The 21,875-nt window shown below is 72.1% G+C and carries 21 protein-coding genes; 13 read left to right on the plus strand and 8 right to left on the minus strand.

The window, feature by feature from the left end; genetic code table 11:
* Window positions 1-120: 120 nt before the first annotated feature.
* On the minus strand, window positions 121-582 hold the full coding sequence (locus ABH923_RS19150) for an Lrp/AsnC family transcriptional regulator (protein ID WP_370056985.1): 462 nt from the start codon (window positions 580-582) through the stop codon (window positions 121-123).
* Between the two features lie 212 nt (window positions 583-794).
* On the opposite strand from ABH923_RS19150, the gene pdhA reads away from it, so the two are divergent.
* From pdhA to ABH923_RS19165, 3 genes are read left to right on the plus strand one after another with little or no spacing between them, the layout of a single operon-like run.
* Window positions 795-1,895 (plus strand): pyruvate dehydrogenase (acetyl-transferring) E1 component subunit alpha, encoded by a 1,101-nt coding sequence (gene pdhA, locus ABH923_RS19155; protein WP_370057398.1) that lies wholly within the window; start codon window positions 795-797, stop codon window positions 1,893-1,895.
* Window positions 1,892-2,902, plus strand: a complete 1,011-nt coding sequence (locus ABH923_RS19160) for an alpha-ketoacid dehydrogenase subunit beta (protein ID WP_370056986.1) — start codon at window positions 1,892-1,894, stop codon at window positions 2,900-2,902. Before pdhA ends, ABH923_RS19160 begins: the two co-directional genes overlap by 4 nt.
* Window positions 2,902-4,266 carry a dihydrolipoamide acetyltransferase family protein gene (locus ABH923_RS19165; protein WP_370056987.1) on the plus strand — a complete coding sequence of 455 codons (1,365 nt, stop codon included), beginning with the start codon at window positions 2,902-2,904 and terminating at the stop codon, window positions 4,264-4,266. The genes ABH923_RS19160 and ABH923_RS19165 overlap by 1 nt, the downstream gene beginning before the upstream one ends.
* 69 nt (window positions 4,267-4,335) lie before the next feature.
* Here ABH923_RS19165 and dapD read toward each other — a convergent pair whose 3' ends face one another.
* A complete protein-coding gene (dapD, locus tag ABH923_RS19170; RefSeq protein WP_370056988.1) occupies window positions 4,336-5,313 on the minus strand; it encodes a 2,3,4,5-tetrahydropyridine-2,6-dicarboxylate N-succinyltransferase in 978 nt (325 codons plus the stop codon).
* 17 nt (window positions 5,314-5,330) lie between these two features.
* Here dapD and dapE point away from each other — a divergent pair, with 17 nt between their 5' ends.
* The 3 genes from dapE (at window position 5,331) to ABH923_RS19185 (ending at window position 7,918) form a co-directional block, all read left to right on the plus strand.
* Window positions 5,331-6,413, plus strand: a complete 1,083-nt coding sequence (gene dapE, locus ABH923_RS19175) for a succinyl-diaminopimelate desuccinylase (RefSeq protein ID WP_370056989.1) — start codon at window positions 5,331-5,333, stop codon at window positions 6,411-6,413.
* On the plus strand, window positions 6,382-7,626 hold the full coding sequence (locus tag ABH923_RS19180) for a hypothetical protein (protein ID WP_370056990.1): 1,245 nt from the start codon (window positions 6,382-6,384) through the stop codon (window positions 7,624-7,626). The genes dapE and ABH923_RS19180 overlap by 32 nt, the downstream gene beginning before the upstream one ends.
* Window positions 7,627-7,744: 118 nt before the next feature.
* Complete coding sequence (locus ABH923_RS19185; protein WP_021764147.1) at window positions 7,745-7,918, plus strand: DUF3117 domain-containing protein; 174 nt, start codon at window positions 7,745-7,747, stop codon at window positions 7,916-7,918.
* A gap of 107 nt (window positions 7,919-8,025) precedes the next feature.
* Here the strand turns inward: ABH923_RS19185 and ABH923_RS19190 are convergent, their stop codons facing one another.
* Window positions 8,026-8,658, minus strand: a complete 633-nt coding sequence (locus ABH923_RS19190) for an O-methyltransferase (RefSeq protein WP_370056991.1) — start codon at window positions 8,656-8,658, stop codon at window positions 8,026-8,028.
* 81 nt (window positions 8,659-8,739) lie between these two features.
* Here ABH923_RS19190 and ABH923_RS19195 point away from each other — a divergent pair, with 81 nt between their 5' ends.
* From ABH923_RS19195 to ABH923_RS19205, 3 genes are all read left to right on the plus strand, one after another.
* Window positions 8,740-9,114, plus strand: a complete 375-nt coding sequence (locus tag ABH923_RS19195) for a Sec-independent protein translocase TatB (protein ID WP_370056992.1) — start codon at window positions 8,740-8,742, stop codon at window positions 9,112-9,114.
* 93 nt (window positions 9,115-9,207) lie between these two features.
* A complete protein-coding gene (locus tag ABH923_RS19200; protein WP_370056993.1) occupies window positions 9,208-10,584 on the plus strand; it encodes an MFS transporter in 1,377 nt (458 codons plus the stop codon).
* Window positions 10,571-12,043, plus strand: a complete 1,473-nt coding sequence (locus ABH923_RS19205) for an aspartate aminotransferase family protein (RefSeq protein WP_370056994.1) — start codon at window positions 10,571-10,573, stop codon at window positions 12,041-12,043. The genes ABH923_RS19200 and ABH923_RS19205 overlap by 14 nt, the downstream gene beginning before the upstream one ends.
* Before the next feature lie 6 nt (window positions 12,044-12,049).
* Here the strand turns inward: ABH923_RS19205 and ABH923_RS19210 are convergent, their stop codons facing one another.
* From ABH923_RS19210 to ABH923_RS19220, 3 genes are read right to left on the minus strand one after another with little or no spacing between them, the layout of a single operon-like run.
* Window positions 12,050-13,213, minus strand: coding sequence for an Mrp/NBP35 family ATP-binding protein (locus tag ABH923_RS19210; RefSeq protein WP_370056995.1), 1,164 nt, complete (start codon window positions 13,211-13,213; stop codon window positions 12,050-12,052).
* Window positions 13,206-13,730 carry a DUF1003 domain-containing protein gene (locus ABH923_RS19215; protein ID WP_370056996.1) on the minus strand — a complete coding sequence of 175 codons (525 nt, stop codon included), beginning with the start codon at window positions 13,728-13,730 and terminating at the stop codon, window positions 13,206-13,208. Before ABH923_RS19215 ends, ABH923_RS19210 begins: the two co-directional genes overlap by 8 nt.
* Window positions 13,717-15,033 carry a magnesium transporter MgtE N-terminal domain-containing protein gene (locus ABH923_RS19220; RefSeq protein ID WP_370056997.1) on the minus strand — a complete coding sequence of 439 codons (1,317 nt, stop codon included), beginning with the start codon at window positions 15,031-15,033 and terminating at the stop codon, window positions 13,717-13,719. Before ABH923_RS19220 ends, ABH923_RS19215 begins: the two co-directional genes overlap by 14 nt.
* Window positions 15,034-15,090: 57 nt before the next feature.
* On the opposite strand from ABH923_RS19220, the gene ABH923_RS19225 reads away from it, so the two are divergent.
* On the plus strand, window positions 15,091-15,705 hold the full coding sequence (locus ABH923_RS19225) for a general stress protein (RefSeq protein WP_370056998.1): 615 nt from the start codon (window positions 15,091-15,093) through the stop codon (window positions 15,703-15,705).
* Between the two features lie 100 nt (window positions 15,706-15,805).
* On the opposite strand, the gene ABH923_RS19230 is transcribed toward ABH923_RS19225, so the two are convergent.
* On the minus strand, window positions 15,806-17,359 hold the full coding sequence (locus tag ABH923_RS19230) for an aminopeptidase P family protein (RefSeq protein ID WP_370056999.1): 1,554 nt from the start codon (window positions 17,357-17,359) through the stop codon (window positions 15,806-15,808).
* Between the two features lie 33 nt (window positions 17,360-17,392).
* On the opposite strand from ABH923_RS19230, the gene ABH923_RS19235 reads away from it, so the two are divergent.
* Window positions 17,393-18,259: a PHP domain-containing protein gene (locus tag ABH923_RS19235; protein WP_370057001.1), complete on the plus strand. Its 867-nt coding sequence runs from the start codon at window positions 17,393-17,395 to the stop codon at window positions 18,257-18,259.
* An 83-nt stretch (window positions 18,260-18,342) separates the two neighbouring features.
* A complete protein-coding gene (locus ABH923_RS19240) occupies window positions 18,343-19,470 on the plus strand; it encodes a hypothetical protein (RefSeq protein ID WP_370057002.1) in 1,128 nt (375 codons plus the stop codon).
* 71 nt (window positions 19,471-19,541) lie between these two features.
* On the opposite strand, the gene ABH923_RS19245 is transcribed toward ABH923_RS19240, so the two are convergent.
* Entirely contained in the window at window positions 19,542-21,038 is a 1,497-nt protein-coding gene (locus tag ABH923_RS19245; protein ID WP_370057003.1) for a DEAD/DEAH box helicase, read from the minus strand.
* Between the two features lie 123 nt (window positions 21,039-21,161).
* Between ABH923_RS19245 and ABH923_RS19250 the strand changes: the two genes are divergently transcribed.
* Window positions 21,162-21,875: a ferritin-like fold-containing protein gene (locus ABH923_RS19250; protein ID WP_370057004.1), complete on the plus strand. Its 714-nt coding sequence runs from the start codon at window positions 21,162-21,164 to the stop codon at window positions 21,873-21,875.

Raw genomic sequence — 21,875 nt, forward strand, 5'->3', positions numbered from 1 at the left:
CCGCTCGTAACGAAGGCCGCGCCGACTCCGTCGGCGCGGCCTTCGCCGTTCCCAGCGCGGCGAGACGGCGCAAAATCGCCCGAATCGGCGCGAGACGGCGGAGAATGCGCCGTCTCGGCGTCAGTCGCGAGTCAGGAGGGGCCGGAGGCGGTAGGGGATGAGCTCGCCCATGTCGAGCGACGTCTCGGCGCGCTCGACGCCGTCGGTGGACTGGATCGCGCCGGTGATGCGGAAGAGGTCCTCCGCGTCCGTGCAGACGACACGCAGCAGCAGGTCGGACGGCCCGGAGAGGCCGTGCGCCTGCACGATCTCCGGGATGCCCGCCAGGTGCTCCACGATCGCGGCGAGCTTCTGCTGCTGCACGTGCACGGTCACGAAGGCCGCCAGCGGGTACCCCGCGGCGGTCGGCGAGATGCGCCGCTCGAACGACAGGAAGGCCCCGTTCCGCTCCAGTTCGGCCACCCGCGCCTGCACCGTGTTGCGGCTCAGGCCGAGCCGGTCGGCGAGGGAGACGTTGGTCGATCGCGGGTCGTCGGCGAGGGCGACGAGGATGCGTCTGTCGGTGCTGTCGAACGTGCGCATAGTGTGAAAGCTAGCATCTCGACGCGACCCGCGACAGTGCACTCTGCACGGTCGACACGCCGTCGGTTGTGCGCGCTGATCGTGGAGCGTAGCCTTTCGAGTAATTCCGGCAAGGAGGCCGGAAGCCGGTCATGCCTGCCACAAGCGGGCGGCCGGACGCGAGAGTGAAGGTTGCGTGAACCGTGACGATCGACAATCAACCCGACACCCGGATGGACGATGTCCACTTCCCGGTCGGCGCCGACATCGTCGGGCTGCTGACTCCCGAGGGCGAGCGCGTCAGCGACGTCCGCTTCGACGCCTGGGTCTCCGACATCGGCGCTGAGGAGCTCCTCGGCCTCTACGAGGACATGCTCGTCATCCGCCGCATCGACTCCGAGGCGACCGCCCTGCAGCGTCAGGGCGAGCTGGGCCTCTGGCCTCCGCTGCTCGGCCAGGAGGCCTCCCAGATCGGCTCCGGCCGCGCGCTGCGCCACGACGACTTCGTCTTCTCCAGCTACCGCGAGCACGGCGTGGCCTACTGCCGCGGCGCGGGACTGGTCGACCTGCTGCGCGTGTGGCGCGGCACCGCCCAGTCCGGCTGGAACCCCTACGACATCAACATGGCCACCCCGCAGGTCATCATCGGCGCCCAGACCCTGCACGCCACCGGCTACGCCATCGGCATCCAGGCCGACGGCACCGACGCGGCGGCAGTCGCCTACTTCGGCGACGGCGCGACCTCCGAGGGCGACGTCAACGAGGCGCTGATCTTCGCCGCGACCTACGCCGCGCCGGTCATCTTCTTCTGCCAGAACAACCAGTACGCGATCTCCGAGCCGGTCGGCCTGCAGGCGCAGCGCCCGATCGCCGAGCGCGCCCCCGGTTTCGGCGTGCCGAGCGTCCGGGTCGACGGCAACGACGTCCTCGCGGTCATGGCCGTGACGCGTTCGGCCCTCGACCGCGCCCGCAGCGGAGGCGGACCGACCTTCATCGAGGCCGTCACCTACCGGATGGGCCCGCACACGACCGCCGACGACCCGAGCCGATACCGCGACCCGGCCGAGCTGGACGAGTGGCGCGCCAAAGACCCGATCGCCCGCGTGGAGGCGTACCTCGCGTCGGAGGGCCTGCTGACCCCGGAGCGGCTGACCGCCATCCAGGAGCACGCCGACCGCGTCGCCGCCGAGATGCGACAGGGCGTCGTCGCGCTCCAGGACCCGGACCCGATGTCCGTGTTCGACAACGTGTACGCCGAGCCGCACACGGGCCTCGCCCGTGAGCGGGACCACTACTCGCGCTACCTGCGCACGTTCGTGGGAGGTGACCGATGACCGCATTGACCATGGCGAAGGCCATCAACGCCGGCCTCCGCCGCTCGCTCGCCGAGGACGACAAGGTCGTGCTCATGGGCGAGGACATCGGCACGCTCGGCGGCGTGTTCCGCGTGACGGACGGCCTCCAGACCGAGTTCGGCCCGCGCCGCGTCATGGACTCGCCGCTGGCCGAGTCCGGCATCCTGGGCACCGCCGTCGGGATGGCGTACCGCGGGCTCCGTCCCGTGGTGGAGATCCAGTTCGACGGCTTCATCTACCCGGCGTTCGACCAGATCGTCAGCCAGGTGGCGCGCATGCACTACCGCACCGCCGGCGCCGTACGGATGCCGATCACGATCCGTGTGCCGTTCGCGGGCGGCATCGGCGCCGCGGAGCACCACTCCGACTCGCCGGAGGCCTACTTCGCGCACGCCGCGGGGCTGCGCGTGGTGAGCCCGTCGACCCCGCAGGACGCCTACACGCTCATCCGCCAGGCGATCGCCTCGGACGACCCCGTGCTGTTCTTCGAGCCCAAGCGCCGTTACCACGCCAAGGGCGAGGTGGACGAGGATGCCTCGCTCCAGGACGCCCGTCCGATGGGCACGGCCCGCGTGCTCACCTCGGGCAGCGATGTCACGCTGGTGACCTACGGCGGCCTGGTGCAGCTGGCGGGGGACGCGGCGCTCGCGGCCGGGGATGAGGGCGTCTCGGTGGAGGTGATCGACCTCCGCTCGCTGTCGCCGCTCGACCTCGACACCGTCGCGGCGTCGGTGCGGAAGACCGGGCGCCTGGTCGTCACCCACGAGGCCGCGCTGTCCGGCGGCCTCGGCGCGGAGATCTCGGCCTCCATCACCGAGCGCTGCTTCTACCACCTGGAGCACGCGCCGGTCCGCGTCACCGGCCACGACATCCCGTATCCGGCCGCAAAGCTGGAGTCCGCGCACCTGCCCGACCTCGACCGCATCCTGGACGGCATCGACCGCGTCATGGACCGCCCGAACTCGCTGAGCGGAGTGGAGGACTGATGGCGGTCAAGGAATTCGCGCTCCCGGACCTGGGCGAGGGACTCACCGAGTCGGAACTGGTGAGCTGGCACGTCGCCGTGGGCGACACCGTGCACCTCAACCAGATCATCGCCGAGGTGGAGACCGCCAAGGCGCTGGTCGAGCTGCCCGCCCCGTACGCGGGGACGGTGTCCCGGCTGTACGTGGAGCCCGGCGTGACGGTGGCGGTGGGGGAGCCGCTGCTGGCGTTCGAGGTGGAGGGTGCGGCGGGCGCTGAGCCCGCGGCGCCTGCGGCCGCGCCGTCCGAGGAATCGTCGTCGAGCGGCGCCGCGGTCAGGGAGCCTGTGCTCGTGGGCTACGGCGCGCGACCGGACGCCACGGGCAGGCCCGCCCGGCGCGCCCGTCCGGGGCTGGCGTCGCAGCCGGTCGCCCGGGAGGCTGTCGCATCAGCGCCGGCCGCAGCAGCGCCCGCGCAGTCCGCTGCTCCCGCGTCCGACACCGCGGTGCGCGAGCGCCCGCGGGCGACCCCGCCGGTTCGCAAGCTGGCCAGGGAGCGCGGCATCGACCTCGCCTCCGTCGCCGGCACGGGCGAGCGCGGGCTGGTGACGCGCGCCGACCTCGACGCGTACGCGACCCCGCCGGCGTCAGCGCCGCAGGGGACCGTTCCGGCCGCCGAGGCCGCACCCGCCGAGCTCCGCATCCCGATCAAGGGTGTCCGCAAGGCGACAGCCGAGGCGATGGTGCGCAGCGCGTTCGGCGCCCCGCAGGCGACGGTCTTCCTCACGGTCGACATCACGCCGACCAGCGAGCTGATCGAGCGCCTGCGCGCCCGGCCGGACCTCGCCGACGCGCGTCCCGGCCTCCTCGCCGTGGTGGCGAAGGCGCTGTGCCTGGCGGCACGGCGGACGCCGGAGGTCAACTCCAAGTGGGACGAGGCCGCCCAGGAGATCGTCCAGACCCGCGCGATCAACCTCGGCATCGCCGCGGCGACCCCGCGCGGGCTGCTGGTGCCGGTCATCCGCGACGCCGACGGCCACTCGCTGGCCGAGCTGTCCGGTGCGATCCGCGAGCTCGCGGTGACCGCCCGCTCGGGCAAGACGCAGCCGGCCGCGCTCAGCGGCGGCACGATCACGATCACCAACGTCGGCGTGTTCGGCGTCGACGCGGGCACCCCGATCCTGACGCCGGGGGAGGCCGCGATCCTGGCGGTCGGAGCCGTACGGCGTCAGCCGTGGGAGCACCACGGCGAGATCGCCCTGCGCGACGTGCTCACGCTCGCGCTGACGTTCGACCACCGGATCGTGGACGGCGAGCAGGGCTCCCGCTTCCTCGCCGACATCGGCCGCATCCTGGCCGACCCCGCCTCCGTCCTCACCCTCGTCTAGCCGCCGAGGGGCACGTTGTTGTCACTTTTCGCGTGCGAAAGTGACAACAACGTGCCCTTCGGTGACGGGTCAGGCGTGGAGGGCGGCGTTGAGTTCGACGCCGGTGCCGGTGCGGCGGAGGACCTCCACGGCGCCGGTGAGCGAGTTGCGGCGGAAGAGGAGGCCGGGGACGCCGGAGAGCTCGACGGCCTTGATGGTCTGCGGCCGGCCGTCCGCGGTCGCCGGGCTGTCGACCACGACGACCTTCGTGCCGGCGGTGACGTAGAGCCCCGCCTCGACCACCGTGTCGTCGCCGATCGAGATGCCGATGCCGGAGTTCGCGCCGAGGAGCGCGCGTTCGCCGATCGCGACGCGCTGGGTGCCGCCGCCGGAGAGCGTGCCCATGATGGAGGCGCCGCCGCCGATGTCGGAGCCGTCGCCGACCACGACGCCCTGCGAGATGCGGCCCTCCACCATCGAGGAGCCGAGAGTGCCCGCGTTGAAGTTGACGAAGCCCTCGTGCATCACCGTCGTCCCCGGCGCGAGGTGGGCGCCGAGGCGCACGCGGGACGCGTCCGCGATGCGCACGCGGTCCGGCGTCACATAGTCGAGCAGCCGCGGGAACTTGTCGATGCCCGTGACATGGATTCCGGCGCGCTGCAGCTTCGGCCGGAGGCGATCCAGGTCGGCGGGGAGGATCGGCCCTGCGTTGGTCCAGGCGACGATCGGCAGGTGCGCGAAGATCCCGTCCAGATTCACCGTGTTGGGGCGCGCGAGCAGGTGCGAGAGCAGGTGCAGGCGCAGATAGGCGTCCGGCGTGGAGGCCGGGGCTTCGTCGAAGTCGATCTCCACCGTCACGATGTCGATGCGGACGTTGCGGCGCGCGTCTTCGCCGGCGAGCTCCTCGAACTCGGCCGGGGCGATCCAGCGCTCGCGTCCGGCCGGGAGGCGGCCCAGTCGCGGCTCGGGGAACCAGGTGTCGAGCACGGTGCCGTCGCCGGCGATCGTGGCCAGCCCGTAGCCCCAGGCGGAGCGGGCGGCGGACTCGTCAGGAAAGTCGGAAGGCATGCCCCTAGATTAGTAGCGTGCCTCTCGACCTCAGCGCCACCTCCATCGACCTCACCCGGCAGATCTGCGACATCGAGTCGGTGTCCGGAAACGAGAAGACGCTCGCGGACGCGATCGTCGAGACCCTCTCGCCGCTCCCGCACCTGGAGATCATCCGCGACGGCGACACCGTCGTCGCGCGCACGAACCTCGGTCGCGAGCGCCGCGCGCTGATCGCGGGCCACATCGACACCGTGCCGCTGAACGACAACCTCCCCACCCGGTTCGAGGTGGACGGCGGCGTCCGCTACCTCTGGGGCCGCGGCACGGTCGACATGAAGGCCGGCGTCGCCGTGCAGCTGAAGCTCGCCGCCGAGCTCACCGACCCCGCCATCGACGTGACCTGGATGTGGTACGACCACGAGGAGGTCAACGCCGAGCTGAACGGCCTCGGCCGCCTCGCCCGCAACCGGCCGGACCTCTTCGTCGGCGACTTCGCCATCCTGGGCGAGCCGAGCAACGGCGTCGTGGAGGGCGGCTGCAACGGCAACCTCCGCGTGGAGGTCCGGGCGTACGGGCTGCGCGCGCACTCGGCCCGCGGCTGGGTCGGTGAGAACGCCATCCACAAGATCGCGCCGGTGCTCGACCTGCTGGCCGGCTACACCGCGCGCGAGGTGGAGGTCGACGGGCTGGTGTACCGCGAGGGCCTGAACGCAGTGGGCGTCTCGGGTGGCGTCGCGGGCAACATCATCCCCGACGAGGCGATGGTGCACGTCAACTACCGGTTCGCCCCCTCCCGCAGCTCGGAGGAAGCCATCGCCTACATGCACGAGCTGTTCGACGGCTACGAGATCACCGTGGTGGACCGCGCCGACGGCGCCCGCCCCGGACTGGACGCCCCGCTCGCGCAGGAGTTCGTCGCGGCGGTCGGTGGCGTCGCCAAGCCCAAGTACGGCTGGACCGACGTCGCCCGGTTCAGCGCGCTCGGCATCCCGGCGGTCAACTACGGCCCGGGCGACCCGCTGAAGGCGCACGCCGACGACGAGCGCGTCGACGTGGAGCAGATCGTCGCGGTGGAGGCCGGTCTCCGTGCCTGGCTCAGCGGTCCCGGCGCCCGCTGAGGCCGAGGAGGCGGCGCTGACGCCGCGCGGCCCGTGGTGGTCGCGCTGGTGGGTGCAGGTCCTCGGCGTCTTCCTCGCCAGCCGGGTGGTCACCACCGTCATCCTGCTCATCTTCGCCGCCAACCAGGGCAGGAACCCCTGGACCGGCGCGCACCCCGACTACTTCTCGTTCGCGACGATCTGGGACGGGCTCTGGTACAACATCGTCGCGGTCAGCGGCTACCCGGCGTCGCTGCCGTCGAACGGCCTCCACGTGACCGAGAACGCCTGGGCGTTCCTGCCCGGCTACCCGGGGGTCGTGGACGCGGTGATGTTCCTCACCCGGCTGTCGTGGGCGCCGGCCGCGGTGCTCGTGTCCATGCTGTGCGCGGCCGGGGCCGCGCTGGTGTTCTACCGGCTGATGCTGCGGGTGGGGCTGGGCAGGTCCACGAGCATGTTCGCGGTGGTGCTGTTCTGCTTCTCGCCGGTCTCGCCGCTGTTCCAGCTCGCCTACGCCGAGTCGCTCTACCTGCTGCTGCTCGCGGCCGCGCTGCTGCTCCTGGTCGAGCGGAGGTACGGTTGGCTGTTCCCCGTGGTGCTCGCGATGGCGTTCACGCGGCCGAGCGGGCTGGCCTTCGCGCTGGCGGTCGGCCTCCACGTGGTCTACCGCTGGCTACACCGGCGCGAGGACCCGTTCCCCGTGCGGCAGCGCGTGCTGAGCGCGTCGCTCGCCGTCTTCAGCGCGGTGGCCGGGATCGCCTGGCCGGCCATCGCCGCGATCGCCACCGGATCGTGGACCGCCTACACCGACACCGAGCTCGCCTGGCGCGCGCCGTACATCGGCTACACCCACCTCGTGCCGTTCACGCCGTGGTTCCAGGGCGCGAACTGGTGGGCGAGCGTCATGCTCGGCGTGCCCGGCTGGATCGGCGTGATCGCCCTCCTGCTGCTCGTCGCCGTCTACGCCGTTCTGCTGTTCTCGCCCGCGGTGCGCCGGCTGGGCGTCGACCTGCGGTTCTGGATCGCGGCCTACTCGCTCTACCTGTTCGCGGTGTTCTTCCCGCAGTCGAGCACGTTCCGCCTGCTGATGCCGCTGTTCCCGCTGCTGGGCGTCGTCGCCATGCCGAGGAGCCGGATCTACCGGGTCGGGATGGTCGTGCTGTTCGTCGCGCTGCAGGTCGGCTGGATCGCGCTGTGCTGGGGCGTGGACGGGGCCGACTGGTCGCCGCCGTGACCCGGCGCCCGTGACGGCGTGTCGCACGCGGCCCATTGCGCGTGGGGTAGACCGGCGATTTCCCCCGTCAGCCGTGGATGACGGATAATAGACAGGACATCCACGAAAGGGGAGCTGCATGGCGGCCATGAAGCCGAGGACCGGGGACGGGCCAATGGAGGCTGTGAAGGAGGGACGGCTCATCATCGTGCGGGTACCGCTCGAAGGTGGGGGACGTCTGGTCGTCTCCGTCAACGATGCGGAGGCCAAGGAGCTTCACGACGCTCTCGCGAGCGTCGTGAGCGCGTCCTGACGACGTACCCGACTGAACGAGATACCCGAGAAGGGGCCCCGAGTGATCGGGGCCCCTTCCTCGTTTCGGGGCTCGGCTCGTTTCCGGGCCCGGGCTCGTGCCTGGGCTTAGAGCGTCAGCTTCGTGATCTGCAGCAGCCCGTCGCCCGCCGGCGACAGCGCACTGATCACCGCACCGGAGGCCGCTGTCTCGGTGATGAGCGTGCGGAAGCCGGTCGACAGCGGGTCGCGGGCCGCGGGGTCGGCGACCCGTCCGCGCCAGAGCGCACGGGCGACCAGCACGGTCCCGCCCGGACGCACAAGCCGGAGGCCGTGCTCGACGTACTCGATCACCGACTGCGGGTCGGCGTCGACGAAGACGATGTCGTAGGAGTTCTCGTTCATCCGGGGGAGGACGTCGAGCGCGTGCCCCGTGATGAGCCGGACGCGGTTGGCGGCGATGCCCGCCTCCGTGAAGAACGTGCGCGCGTGCTGCTGGTGGTCGACCTCGACGTCGATGCTGGTGAGCTGGGCCTCCGCGCCGCCGTGCAGCAGCCAGAGCCCCGACACGCCGACGCCGGTACCGATCTCGACGATGTTCTCCGCCTTGGTCGCGGCGACCACGACAGCCGCCTGCGCACCCGTGCTGGGGGCGATCGGATCGACGCCCAGCTCCAGTGACTGCTGCCGGGCTCGGGCGATCACCTCGCTCTCGACGATGACGTCGTCGGCGAATCTCCAGTTCGAGTCCTTGTCAGACACGTGTCTCCCGTCAGTGGCCCCGGTCCAGAATAGGCCCAGCCGATCCAGCATTCGTGCAGCCGCGCGCGATACTCTTCATGTGTGTTCGGCCTGACCTTCGAGAAGCTCCTCATCGTGGCTGTGATCGCTGCGTTCCTGATCGGGCCGGAGCGGCTTCCGCTCTACGCCGGAAAGCTCCGGCAGTTCGTGCGCACGGTGCGCGACTTCGCCGACGGCGCCAAGGACCGCATGAAAGAGGAGATGGGGCCGGAGTTCGACGACGTCGACTGGAAGAAGCTCGACCCGCGTCAGTACGACCCGCGCCGCATCATCCGCGAGGCACTGCTGGACGACGCGCCGGCGCCGTCCGCGATCAAGCCGGTGACCCCGTCCGCGATGGGCCAGTCGGGATTGGGCCAGCGCGCGGCCGCCCTCCCGCCCGGGACCGTGCCGCCGTTCGACGCCGAGTCGACCTGAGCCGCCGGGCGGCCTGAGCGTCCGTACAGAAACCCTGCGCGTCGCTGACCGGTCTGCGCCCCGATACGGCCCTGCATCCCCTACGATGCGGGAATGATCGCAACGCAGCAGTCGCTGACCCGGGCGACGGTCGCCCGATACGCCGTCGGCTCGCTCGGCACCGGAGGCTTCGCGACGCTGCCCGGGCTGGTCCTCGTCTACTACCTGACCGATAGCCTCGGCGTCGCCGCCCTCGCCGCCGGGCTCGTCGTCACAGTCGCCAAGGTGTGGGACGTGATCATCGATCCGGTGATCGGCGCGCGCAGCGACCGGATGCTGGCCGCGCGCGGCTCGCGGCGGCCGATGATGCTGCTGGGCGCGGTGGCGCTGCCGGTGTTCTTCCTGCTCACCTTCGCCGTCCCGGCGGGCACCGCCGCCGTCCCCGCTGCCGTATGGGTGTTCGTGGCCTTCCTGCTGACGGCGACCGCGTTCAGCCTGTTCCAGGTGCCGTACATCGCCCTCCCGGCCGAACTGGCCTCCGGCTACGACGAGCGCACCCGGCTGCTGACCTGGCGCGTGGTGGTGCTGACCTTCGCGATCCTCCTGTTCGGCGCCGGCGGCCCCGCGCTGCGGTCGCTCGGCGGCGGGAACGACTTCACCGGCTACTTCCTGATGGCGCTCGTCGCGGGCGTGGTCATCGGCGGCGGCATGCTGGTGTCGGCGTTCGTCGCGCCGCGGCAGCTTCCCGCCGAGGTCCTGCCGCCGCGGGAGGGCGTGCTCACGACGCTGCGCACCAACTACGCGGCCGGCATCGGCGCCCTGCGCGACAGCCAGCCGTTCCGCGCGCTCCTGCTGACGTTCCTGCTGCAGGGGCTGGCGACCGGGATGATGCTCGCCGGCGCGAACTACGTCGCGACCTGGGTGCTGCACTCGGAGGACGCGGTGACGTTCCTCTTCATCGCGCTGATCGGCCCCGCGCTGGTCGTGACGCCGCTGTGGGGCGTCGTGGCGCGGCGGATCGGCAAGGAGCGCGGCTTCCGGGCGGCGAGCCTTCTGTTCGGGGTGGCGGCGCTGTCGATGGTGCTGCTGGTCTGGTTCCCCGGGGCGTGGGTGTACCTGCCCGTCGCGGTCGCGGGCGCAGCCTACGCCGGGATGCAGTCGTTGCCGATGGCGATGCTGCCGGACGTCATCTCGCACGACGCGCGCCGCAACGGTCCCGGCCGCGCCGGCACGTTCGGCGGGATGTGGACCGCGGGGGAGACGACGGGTATGGCGCTCGGCGCGACCGTGCTCACCGTCGTGCTCGCGCTGACCGGGTACATCGCCCGCTCGGCGTCTGCCGCTGCGGCCGGCGGAGCGACGCAGCCCGCGGAGGCCGTGGTCGGGATCGTGCTGAGCTTCAGCCTCATCCCCGCGGCGATCATCGCAGTGAGCTTGGCACCGCTGGCGCGGTACCGGCTGCGGAAGGGAGACGTCGATGACATCCTTTGACCGGAACGCCATCCTGAGCCGGCTCGCCGGCCTGCGCGCCGCGGACGCGCCGACGCACGGCGGACACGTGCTGAGCTACGTCTACGACTCGGGGATCGCGGAGCTCGACGAAATGGCCGCCGCCGCGGTGCGGATGGTGCAGCCGGTGAACGGGCTCGACCCGACCACCTTCACCTCGGTGGCGGTGATGGAGCGCGAGGTGCTCGGATTCGCGCGCGAGCTGCTGCACGGCGGCGACGACGTGGTCGGCTCCGTGACCTCCGGCGGCACCGAGTCCTGCCTGCTCGCGGTGAAGACCGCGCGCGAGGCGTGGCGGGCGCGCGGCGGCTCCGGTGTGCCGCGCATCGTCGCGCCGGTGACGGTGCACGCGGCGTTCCACAAGGCGGCGGAGTACTTCGGGCTCGAGCTGGACCTCGTACCGGTCGACCCGGACACCGGGCGGCTGGACCCGGCGCGGCTGATCGAGCGGCTGGGGTCGGAGGTCGCGCTCGCGGTCGTCTCCGCGCCCGCGTACCCCTACGGGTCGCTCGACCCGGTCGAGGAGGTCGCGGCGGCGTGCGAGGAGGCCGGCGTCGACCTCCACGTCGACGCCTGCATCGGCGGCTGGATCCTGCCGTTCTGGCGCGAGCCGGACGGGGCTGCGCTGCCTGCGTGGGACTTCCGCGTCGCTGGGGTCACCAGCCTGTCGGCCGACCTCCACAAGTTCGGCTACGCGCCGAAGGGAGCCAGCGTCCTGCTGCAGCGCGGGCGCGACCGGCAGCGGCTGCAGTACTTCGCGACGACCGGATGGCCGGGCTACCCGGTCGTGAACCCGACCCTGCTCGGCTCCAAGTCCGCCGGCGCGCTCGCGGCGTCGTGGGCGATCATCCAGGCGCTCGGGGCGCGCGGCTTCGCGTCGCTCGCCGAAGCGTGCCTGCGCGCGACGCGCACGCTCGCCGACATCGTGGGCGACATCGAGGGGTTGCGCGTGGTGGGAGCGCCGACCGGCCCGCTGTTCGCGGTCGCGACCGACGACGCCGTGCCGGCGGACCGCAGGGTCGACCCGCATCACTGGGCGGACCGCGCGCGCAAGCGCGGCTGGCACCTCCAGCTCCAGCCGGGGCTGACGCAGCCGGACGGGACGCGGCTGCCGCACACGACGCACCTGACGATCACCCCGGTCACCCGGGACCGGCTGGACGAGCTGGAGGCCGCGCTGCGGGCCTCGGCGGACGACGTGCGAGGCGTGCCTCCGGTGGACCCCGCCGTCGCGTTGTCCGCGCTGCCGCCGCTCGGCGACGTTCCGCTCGACTCGGACACGGCGGCGGGGCTGCTGCGTGCCGTCGGGATCGCGGGCGACGCCCCCGGCCTCCCGGACGAGCAGGCCCCGCTCCTGGCACTGATCGAGGCGCTGCCGCGGCCCCTCACCGAGCGCCTCCTCACCGAACTCCTCGCCCGCCTCGCCGAGCCCGCCTGGTAGGGCGTTCTAGCGGGTGGAGAGGGGGAGCTTGCGACGGGGCAGGTCGCGGGGGCGCTGGGCGAGGCCGGCGGCGACGGCGCGGATCGCGGCGGCCGCTGGGTCCTGCGGGTCGGTGACCACGATCGGCGCGCCGGTGTCGCCTCCGGTGCGCAGCGGCACGCTGAGCGGGACGCTGGCGAGCAGCGGCACCGGGACGTCCTGGCCCTTCGAGAGCCTCCGTGCGACCTCGGCTCCGCCGCCGGAGCCGAACAGCTCCAGCACGCTGCCGTCCGGCTGCACGAGTCCGGCCATGTTCTCGATGACGCCCACGATCCGCTGGCCGGTCTGGCGCGCGAGGACGCCGCTGCGCTCGGCGACGTCGGCCGCCGCCGGCTGCGGCGTGGTGATCACGAGCACCTCCGCCTGCGGCAGGAGCTGGCCGACGGAGATCGCGACGTCCCCGGTGCCGGGCGGGAGGTCGAGGAGCAGCACGTCCAGGTCGCCGAAGAAGACATCGCCCAGGAACTGCTGGATCGTCCGGTGCAGCATCGGCCCGCGCCAGGCCACGGCCGCGGACGAGGAGTCCACGAACATCCCGATCGAGATGACCTTCACGCCGTAGGCGACCGGCGGCAGGATCATGTCGTCCACGCGCGTCGGCCGCACCGCGACGCCCTCGGCGTCGGTCAGGCCGAGCAGCCCGGGGATGGAGAAGCCGTGCACGTCCGCGTCCACCAGCCCGACCCGGAGGCCGCGCTCGGCGAGCGCAACGGCGAGGTTGGCGGTGACGGTGGACTTGCCCACCCCGCCTTTGCCGCTGGTCACGGCGTAGACGCGGGTCAGCGAGTCGGGACCGAACTGCTGCGCGCGCGCCGCGCGTCCGCCGCGCAGCTTCTCGGTGAGCGCCGCGCGCTCGGCGGGCGTCATCACCGTGACGTCGACCGTCACGCCGCTGACGCCGGGGACGGAGGCCGTCGCGGCCCGGACGTCCCGCTCGATCTTGTCGGCTGCCGGGCAGCCGACGATGGTCAGCTTCACCCGCACGGTGGCATGCCCGTCGGCGTCGACCTCGACACCGCCGATCATGTCCAGCTCGGTGACGGGCTTGCGGATCTCCGGGTCGAGCACGCCGGAGAGGGCGCGCTCGACCAGTCCTGCGACGCCCGGACCGGAGGGACCGGCCTCAGGCACGCGCACGTCCGTTCTCGGCCGGCTCGCCCTTGTCCAGGTCCTCCAGGAGGGCGCGCAGCTCGGCGCGGATGAAGTCCTTCGTCGCCATGTCCCTGACCGCCAGGCGCAGGGCCACGACCTCGCGCGCCAGGTACTCGGTGTCGGCCAGGTTGCGCTCGGCGCGCTGCCTGTCCTGCTCGATCTGCACGCGGTCGCGGTCGTCCTGCCGGTTCTGCGCCAACAGGATGAGTGGGGCGGCGTACGACGCCTGCAGCGACAGCACCAGCGTCAGCGCGATGAAGCCGAGCGCCGCCGAGTCGAACCGCCATGCGTTGGGCAGGAGCGTGTTCCACAGCATCCAGGCCACGACGAAGATGGTCAGCCCGAGGATGAACCACGGGGTGCCCATCGCGCGCGCGATCCACTCGGTGAACCGGCCGAAGGTGTCCCGCTGCTCCAGCGGGTCGCGCCGGGGGATCACCGACGTGCGGAGGCCCTTCGGGGCGTCCAGGCTGTTGTCCTGCTTACCTCGTGCCACTTCCGCCCCTCCTTCCGTTCACGATGCGGATACTGCCGGTCTCTTCGGACGGGGCCTTGACGGGCTCGTCCTCGTCCTGACTTCGCCAGTCGTCGGGGAGCAGGTAGTCGAGGATGTCGTCGATGGTCACCACCCCGACGAGCCGATGCTTCTCGTCCACGACGGGTACGGAGACGAGGTTGTAGCTGGCGAGGATGCGCGACACCTCGGCGGCGGAGGTGTCGGCGGTGACCGGCTCCAGGCTCGGGTCGAGGAGGGTGCCGAGGCGCACGTGCGGCGGGTAGCGCAGCATCCGCTGGAAGTGCACGATGCCGAGGAAGCGCCCGGTCGGCGCCTCGTACGGCGGCAGGGTCACGCAGACGGCCGCGCCGAGCGCCGGGGCGAGCTCGTGGCGGCGGATGAGGGCGAGGCCCTCGGCGACGGTGGCGTCGGCCGAGACGATGATCGGCTCCGTCGTCATCAGACCGCCCGCGGTGTCCGGCGCATAGCTGAGCAGCATGCGGACGTCGTCGGCCTCCTCCGGCTCCATGAGCTCCAGGAGGTGCTCGCCTCGCTCGTCGGAGAGCTGGGCGATGAGGTCGGCGGCGTCGTCCGGCTGCATCTGGTCGAGCACGTCGGCGGCGCGGTCGTCGTCGAGCTGGGCGAGGATCTGCACCTGCTCGCTCTCCGGCATCTCCTCGAGCACGTCGGCGAGCCGGTCGTCGGGGAGCTCCTCTGCGACCTCGAGCATGCGCTGCTGCGGCAGGTCGAGGAGCGTGTTCGCCAGGTCGGCGGGCTTCAGCTCCGAGTACGCCGCGATCAGCTGCTCGGCAGACTGCGCCTCGCCCCGGGCGGCCTGCTTCTCGCGCACCTCGTTCCAGGCGGCGAACGTGGTCTGGCCCTTGCCGAAGGGGGACGCGCCCGACTTGGGCCGCCGCACGAAGAGCTGGCTCACCGCCCAGTCGCCGGTCGGGGACTCCTGGATGGCGACGTCCTCGATGGTCGCCTCGCCGGTGCCGTCGGTGAAGAGGACCTTGCGGCCGAGGAGCTCCGCGATGACCCGGACCTCGCCGCCGCGCTGCTCGAACCGGCGCACGTTGATGAGACCGTTGGTGATGATCTGGCCGCTGGAGATGCTGGTCACCCGCCCGATCGACAGGAACACGCGCCGCTTGCCCGGGATCTCGACGATGAGGCCGACGACGCTGGGCGGATCGTCCTTGCGGTACACCACCAGGACGTCGCGGACCTTGCCGACCCGGTCGCCGACCGGATCGAACACGCTGGTGCCGGCCAGACGGGCGACGAAGATGCGGGTACTCACGTCTTATAACTTAAGCCCTAGATGCCGGGCGGACGGTGAGGATGGGACAATGACGGGATGACCACACCCAGCCCGCTCGGCGGACGAAACCGGATGCTCTTCCCGACCATGCCCCGGGGAGAGGTCGTGGCGACCTACGAGACGTACGTCGACGCGCAGCAGGCGGTCGACGTGCTGGCCCGCGCGGACTTCCCGGTGGACAAGGTCTCCATCGTCGGCAGCGACCTCAAGAGCGTCGAGCGCGTGACCGGCAAGCTCACCTGGGGGCGCGTCGCGCTCGCCGGGGCGGCCTCCGGCGCCTGGCTCGGCATCTTCTTCGGGCTGCTGCTGCTCATCTTCTCGCCCACGGTCAGCTACGCGTTCGTCATCGCCGCCGTGCTCATCGGCGCCGGGTTCGGGATGCTGTTCGGCATCGTGTCCTACGCGATCAACCGGCGCCGCCGCGACTACACCTCGGTGATGCAGGTGATCGCGACCAGCTACTCGGTCCTGGTGGACGCGGACCTCGTCAACCGCGCGCGCAATCTGCTCGGCGGAGTGGCCGACGTCCAGGCCGCCCCGAGCGGCTGGACGCCGCCCGCGCACCCGTCCGACCCGCCGCCCGCGCAGCCGGTGCAGCCGCAGCCGGCGCCGCCCGCGGGCGAGCAGCCGCCCACCCCACCCACGGCCTGACCCGACCAGCGCCATCGAGGGGCACGTCGTTGTCGCTTTTCACGCCGAAAAGTGACGACGACGTGCCCCTCGGCGGTGGAGCGTCGCGTGGGGGTGGCGGTTAGCGGGCGAGGTTTCTGACCCAGGTTTCGACGTCGTCGGCGGTGCGGGGGAGGGCGATCGAGAGGTTCTCGGCGCCGTCGGCCGTCACGAGGATGTTGTCCTCGATGCGCACGCCGATGCCGCGGAACCGCTCCGGCACCGTGAGGTCGTCCGGCTGGAAGTACAGGCCGGGCTCGATCGTGAAGGTCATGCCAGGCGCAAGCTCCCCGTCGAGGTAGAGGTCGCGGCGGGCCTGCGCGCAGTCGTGCACGTCGAGCCCCAGGTGGTGGCTGGTCCCGTGCACCATGTAGCGGCGGTGGTGCTGGTTGTCGGCCTGCAGCGCCTCCTCGGCGGTCACCGGCAGCAGCCCCCACTCGGCGGTGCGCCGGGCGATGACCGCCATCGCGGCCGCGTGGATCTCGCGGAAGCGGATGCCGGGGCGCACGATCGCGAACGCGGCGTCCGCGGCCTCCCGCACCGTCTCGTAGACGAGCCGCTGGGTCTCGGTGAACGTGCCGTCGATCGGGAGGGTGCGCGTGATGTCGGCGGTGTAGAGGCTGTCGACCTCCACGCCCGCGTCGATCAGGATCAGGTCGCCGGGGAGGACGCGGCCGTCGTTGCGGGTCCAGTGCAGGATGCAGGCGTGCGGTCCGCTGGCGGCGATGGTGTCGTAGCCGACCGCATTGCCGTCCAGGCGGGCGCGCGCGTTGAAGACGCCCTCCACGATCCGCTCGCCGCGCGGGTGGGTGACGATGCGGGCCAGATCGGCGACCACATCGTCGAAGCCGGCGGCGGTCGCGGCGATCGCGCTGCGCAGCTCGGCCACCTCGTACGCGTCCTTGACGAGGCGCAGCTCGGAGAGGTCGCGGGCGAGGCGGTCGTCCTCGCCGTGCTCCTCCGGATCGAACACCGAGGCCCCGGCGTCGGCGCCGGTCTCGGCCGCGAGCACCAGGCGGGCGGCGTCGACCCGGTCCGTCAGCTCGGGGTCGGCCTCGCGCAGCACGAGGGTGGCGGCGTCGACCGCGTCGAGCACAGCCTCCACCTCGCCGATGCCGCGGGTCGGGAGGTCGAGGTCGCTGGCGACCTGGGCGAGCGACGGGCGCGGGCCGATCCAGAACTCGCCGATCTCCGGGTTCGCGTAGAACTCGTCGGAGTCGCGCCCCGCGCGCTCGCGGAAGTAGAGGGTGGCGACGTGGCCGCCGTCGTGCGGCTCCAGCACGAGCACGCTGCCGGGCTCGGCGTCGGAGCCCCAGCCGGTCAGGTGCGTGAACGCGGAGTGCGCGCGGAACGGGTAGTCGGTGTCGTTGGAGCGCTGCTTGAGACGCCCGGCCGGGATGATCAGCCGCTGCCCGGGGAAGAGCTCGGAGACGCGGGCGCGGCGGGCGGCGGCGTAATCGGCCTGCGCGCGGGCGCCGGGGAGGATCTCCGGACGATCGGCCCAGTTGCTGCCGATGTATTCGCGGAAGTTCTCCGATCCGGGGGTGGTGGAGCGGTTCGCGGTTGCGCGCGGCGCGGCGTCGCTTGTGGCTGGGCTCGTGGCGGGCGCGGGCGCGGTGGTGTTCTCGGACGACATGCCGACCATTCTTCCACTCCTAGGATGGTGGGCATGGCTGATGAGCGACGGTTCCGCGGTCCCGTCGACCTCCACACGCACTCCAGCGTGTCGGACGGCACGGAGACCCCCGCCGAGCTGGTGCGCGCCGCCGCGGCCGCCGGGCTCGGCACGATCGCCATCACCGACCACGACTCGACCGCCGGCTGGGCCTCCGCAGCGGCGGCGGGAGCAGAGGCCGGCGTGACGGTCATCCCCGGCATGGAGCTCTCCACCCGCATCGAGTTCGCCAGCGTGCACATGCTCGGCTACCTGTTCGACCCGGCGAACGAGGCGCTCGTCGCCGAGACGCGCCGCATCCGCGAGGGCCGCATGCGCCGCGCGGAGGACATGGTGCGCCGCATCGCCGAGGACTACGAGATCACCTGGGCCGACGTGCTCGCCCAGGCGACGGAGGGCGCGACCGTCGGGCGCCCGCACATCGCCGACGCGCTCGTCGCCCGCGGGCTCGCCGCCGACCGCAGCGCCGCGTTCGCCGGCATCCTGCACTGGCGCAGCGGCTACTTCCAGCCGCACTACGCGCCCGACCCGGCGACCGGCATCCGGCTCATCCGGGGCGCAGGGGGAGTGCCCGTGCTGGCGCACCCGGCGACCAGCAGCCGCGGCGTGATCCCGGAGGACCGCCTGCGCCGGCTCGTGAAGGCCGGGCTGTTCGGGCTGGAGCTCGACCACCGCGAGAACCGGCAGGAGGGGGTGGCCGTGCTGCGCGGCTATGCGGCCAAATACGGCCTCCAGATCACCGGCTCCAGCGACTACCACGGGGCGGGCAAGCCCAACCGACTCGGCGAGAACACCACCGATCCGGCCGTGCTGGAGCTGATGATCGAAGAAGCGACAGGCGCAGCGCCTTTCTACGGATGAGCGCGACCACCCGTTAGCCTGGTCGGCGGGGATCGGGAAGCGAGGTACGTGTGTCTCGACGGCTCTGGACGTCTTCTGTCGTAGTGGCGGCGCTCATCGGCGCGCTCACGATGGCAGGTGGTGCGGCTCCCGCGAGCGCGGACACCTACCCCTCCTGGAACGACGTGGCGGCGGCCAAGGCCAACGCCGCTGCGGCCCAGGCGGAGGTCGACCGCATCAACGGCCTCCTGGCATCGCTGCAGACCGCGGCCAACGCTGCGGGCGACCTGGCGGTGAAGCGCCTCGGCGAGTACGGCAAGGCCGAGGCAGCGCTCACGGCGGCGACGGCCAAGGCGCAGGACATCGGTCAGCAGGCCCAGGCCGCCGCGGCGCGGGCGGACGAGCTGCGGGCGGAGAGCGGCAAGTTCGCGGCCCAGCTCACCCGGTCAGGCACCTCGGACGTGTCGCTCCGGCTGTTCCTCGGCGGAGCGGGCGCGCCAGGCGGGACCGCAGCAGCGACCACCGGCTCGCAGCCGTCGCTGCTGTACCAGCTCGGCGCGGTCTCCAAGCTCGCCGACCAGGCCTCCGGCCTCTTCGCCCAGGCCGCCGCGCAGAAGAACATCGCCGCCGCACTGAGCGAGCAGGCGAACGCCGCGCAGAAGATCCGCGACCAGCTCGACAAGGATGCGCAGAAGGCGCTGCAGGTCGCGACCGCGGCCAAGGCCGCCGCCGACGCGCAGCTCGCCGACCAGAAGACGCACGCCAACACGCTGTACGCGCAGCTCGCGTCGCTCAAGAACACCGCGGCAGCGGTGGAGCAGCAGTACGCCGCGGGCGTCGCGGCGGCAGCGGCTGCGCAGCAGGCCGCGAACCAGGGCGGAAGCGCCGACGGCTTCGCGCCCCCGCCCGGGATGAACGTCGACCCCGCCGCGGCCCAGGCCTACGCGTCCAGCCGGCTGGGCGCCTTCGGCTGGGGGCAGGACCAGATGGGCTGCCTGATCTCGCTGTGGAACCACGAGTCCGGCTGGCGCGCCGACGCCTACAACAGCTCCAGCGGCGCCTACGGCATCCCGCAGGCGTGGCCGGCGAGCAAGATGTCCTCGGCCGGATCCGACTGGATGACGAACCAGAACACCCAGGTCAACTGGGGTCTCGACTACATCAACCGCGCGTACGGCTCGCCCTGCGCCGCGTGGACCTTCGAGATGAGCCACAACCCGAACTGGTACTGATCCCACCTAACTGACAGAACACGCCGCCTGCCGTGATCGGCAGGCGGCGTGTTCTGTCAGCTGGATGCGCGTCAGCTCGCGGGCGTCGGGGCCGAGCCGCCGCGGGAGCGGCGACGGCGGCGGCGCGGGGCGCTGTTGCCGTCGCGGTGCTGCGAGCCGCCGCCGTCGTGCGTGCCGGCTGCGGGAGCCTTCTCGTCGCCGGCGGCGGCGGGTGCGGCGTCCGCCGAAGCCTGACCAGCAGAGCCCTGGGCCGCCGAGCCCTGGCCGGAGCCGCCCGAGCGGGTGCGACGACGACGGTTGCCGGAGCGGCCTTCGCCCTGCGCGCCGGGGCCGGTGGAGTCGTGGCGCGCGCCGTCCTGCGTCTCCGGGGCCTTGACGGCCGGGGTCGACTTCAGCCGGCCCTTGGCGCCCTCCGGGATGTCGAGGTCGCTGTAGAGGTGCGGCGACGACGAGTAGGTCTCGGTCGGATCCGGCTGGCCGAACTCCAGCGCGCGGTTGATGAGGGCCCACTTGTGCAGGTCCTCCCAGTCCACGAAGGTCACGGCGATACCGGTCTTGCCGGCGCGGCCGGTGCGGCCGGCGCGGTGCAGGTAGGTCTTCTCGTCGTCGGGGATCGTGTGGTTGATGACGTGCGTGACGTCGTCCACGTCGATGCCGCGCGCTGCGACGTCGGTGGCGATCAGCACGTCCTTCTTGCCGGCCTTGAAGGCCGCCATCGCACGCTCGCGCTGCTCCTGGTTGAGGTCGCCGTGGACGGCCGCGGTGTTGAAGCCGCGGTCGCCGAGCTCCTCGACCAGCTTGGCCGCAGCGCGCTTGGTGCGCGTGAAGATCACGGTCTTGCCGCGGCCCTCGGCCTGGAGGATACGGGCGACGACCTCGTCCTTGTCGAGCGAGTGCGCCCGGTAGATGAGGTGCTTGATGTTCGCCTGGATCTGGCCCTCGTCGGGGTCGCTGGCGCGGATGTGGATCGGGCGGGTCATGAAGCGGCGGGCCAGCGCGACGATCGGGCCGGGCATGGTCGCCGAGAACAGCATGGTGTGACGCGTCGCCGGGGTCTGGGCGAAGAGCTTCTCGATGTCGGAGAGGAAGCCGAGGTCGAGCATCTTGTCGGCCTCGTCCAGCACCATCTCCCGGACATTGGAGAGGTTCAGGAGGCGCTGGCCGGCGAGATCGAGCAGGCGGCCCGGCGTGCCGACGACGATCTGCGCGCCGGCCTTGAGCTGGGCGATCTGGCCCTCGTAGGCCTTGCCGCCGTAGATCGCGGTGACGGCGGTCGGGCGGTTGCTTGCGGCCTGCTCCAGGTCTTCGAAGACCTGGACCGCGAGCTCGCGGGTCGGGACGACGACGAGCGCCTGCACGCCGGGCGCCGGGTCGAGCCCGAGGCGCTGGATGATCGGGAGGCCGAAGCCGAAGGTCTTGCCGGTGCCCGTCTTGGCCTGGCCGATGATGTCCTGGCCGGCGAGGGCGAGCGGGATGGTCTGGGTCTGGATCGGGAACGGCTCGATGATGCCCTTGGAGGCGAGCGCGTCCACCATGTCCTGGTCGATGTTGAGTTCTGAGAAAGTCACGTAAGGGTGCCTGTCGGTTCGAATAGTGAGTTCCACGCCCTGTTCTCGTCGCAGGCGTAGGGCCGTCGATCCTGCGCCGACGGCACCACAAGCCTACTGGACCTCCCCGTTACACTGCTGTACGTGTCAACGTGGTTCACCAGACGCCGGCCCGTGGTCGAGCTGCCCCGCCTCAGCCCGCGGACTCCTCCGGCGACCGTGCGGGTCGACCTGCACGAGGTGATGCCCGACCTGCTGCCGTATCTGGGCCAGGCGGCGTACCTGCAGCTCGAGCAGTTCCAGACGCTGTCGCGGGTGGCCGCCGACACCGAGGGTCTCGCGGCCAAGGAGGTCGTCTCCGTCGCCGCTGGACTGGCGCTCTCCAAGCACCAGGGCATCGTCGCGGAGATCCGCCGGCGCGGCGACGAGCCTGCGGACGTCATGCGGCCGTTCGCCGAGGAGATCGAGGGCTTCCGCGCCCTGCTGGTGGGCTCCGACTGGCGCGAGACGCTGCTGGCCGCGCTGATGACGGGCGGCCTGCTCGACGACTTCTTCATCCGGCTCGCCGGCGGCCTGCCGGGCGACGTCGGCCCGCGGATCGCGCAGCTCCTGGGCGCCGACTCCGGTCAGGAGGGCCTGCTGGAGGTCCTGCGCGGCGAGATCGCCGCCGACCAGCAGCTCGGCTCGCGGCTGGCGATGTGGGGTCGCAGACTGGTCGGCGACACGCTGTTGGTGGCGCGCTCCGCCCTGCACCTGTCGGGGAACCGCGCGGCCGACGAGGAGCGCATCGAGCCGATCTTCACCGAGCTGATCGCCGCGCACACGCGCCGGATGGACGCACTGGGCCTGACCGCCTGA

The organism is Leifsonia sp. EB41 (assembly GCF_041262565.1).
Classification (GTDB): Bacteria; Actinomycetota; Actinomycetes; order Actinomycetales; family Microbacteriaceae; genus Leifsonia.

Excerpts from the sequence above, each read along its gene's own strand:
- pdhA (WP_370057398.1), top strand. The coding sequence starts at position 795 with ATGGACGATGTCCACTTCCCGGTCGGCGCCGACATCGTCGGGCTGCTG.
- ABH923_RS19160 (WP_370056986.1), top strand. The coding sequence starts at position 1,892 with ATGACCGCATTGACCATGGCGAAGGCCATCAACGCCGGCCTCCGCCGC.
- ABH923_RS19200 (WP_370056993.1), top strand. The coding sequence starts at position 9,208 with ATGATCGCAACGCAGCAGTCGCTGACCCGGGCGACGGTCGCCCGATAC.
- ABH923_RS19185 (WP_021764147.1), top strand. The coding sequence starts at position 7,745 with ATGGCGGCCATGAAGCCGAGGACCGGGGACGGGCCAATGGAGGCTGTG.
- dapD (WP_370056988.1), bottom strand. The coding sequence starts at position 5,313 with ATGCCTTCCGACTTTCCTGACGAGTCCGCCGCCCGCTCCGCCTGGGGC.
- ABH923_RS19225 (WP_370056998.1), top strand. The coding sequence starts at position 15,091 with ATGACCACACCCAGCCCGCTCGGCGGACGAAACCGGATGCTCTTCCCG.
- ABH923_RS19235 (WP_370057001.1), top strand. The coding sequence starts at position 17,393 with ATGGCTGATGAGCGACGGTTCCGCGGTCCCGTCGACCTCCACACGCAC.
- ABH923_RS19230 (WP_370056999.1), bottom strand. The coding sequence starts at position 17,359 with ATGTCGTCCGAGAACACCACCGCGCCCGCGCCCGCCACGAGCCCAGCC.
- ABH923_RS19150 (WP_370056985.1), bottom strand. The coding sequence starts at position 582 with ATGCGCACGTTCGACAGCACCGACAGACGCATCCTCGTCGCCCTCGCC.
- ABH923_RS19165 (WP_370056987.1), top strand. The coding sequence starts at position 2,902 with ATGGCGGTCAAGGAATTCGCGCTCCCGGACCTGGGCGAGGGACTCACC.
- ABH923_RS19205 (WP_370056994.1), top strand. The coding sequence starts at position 10,571 with ATGACATCCTTTGACCGGAACGCCATCCTGAGCCGGCTCGCCGGCCTG.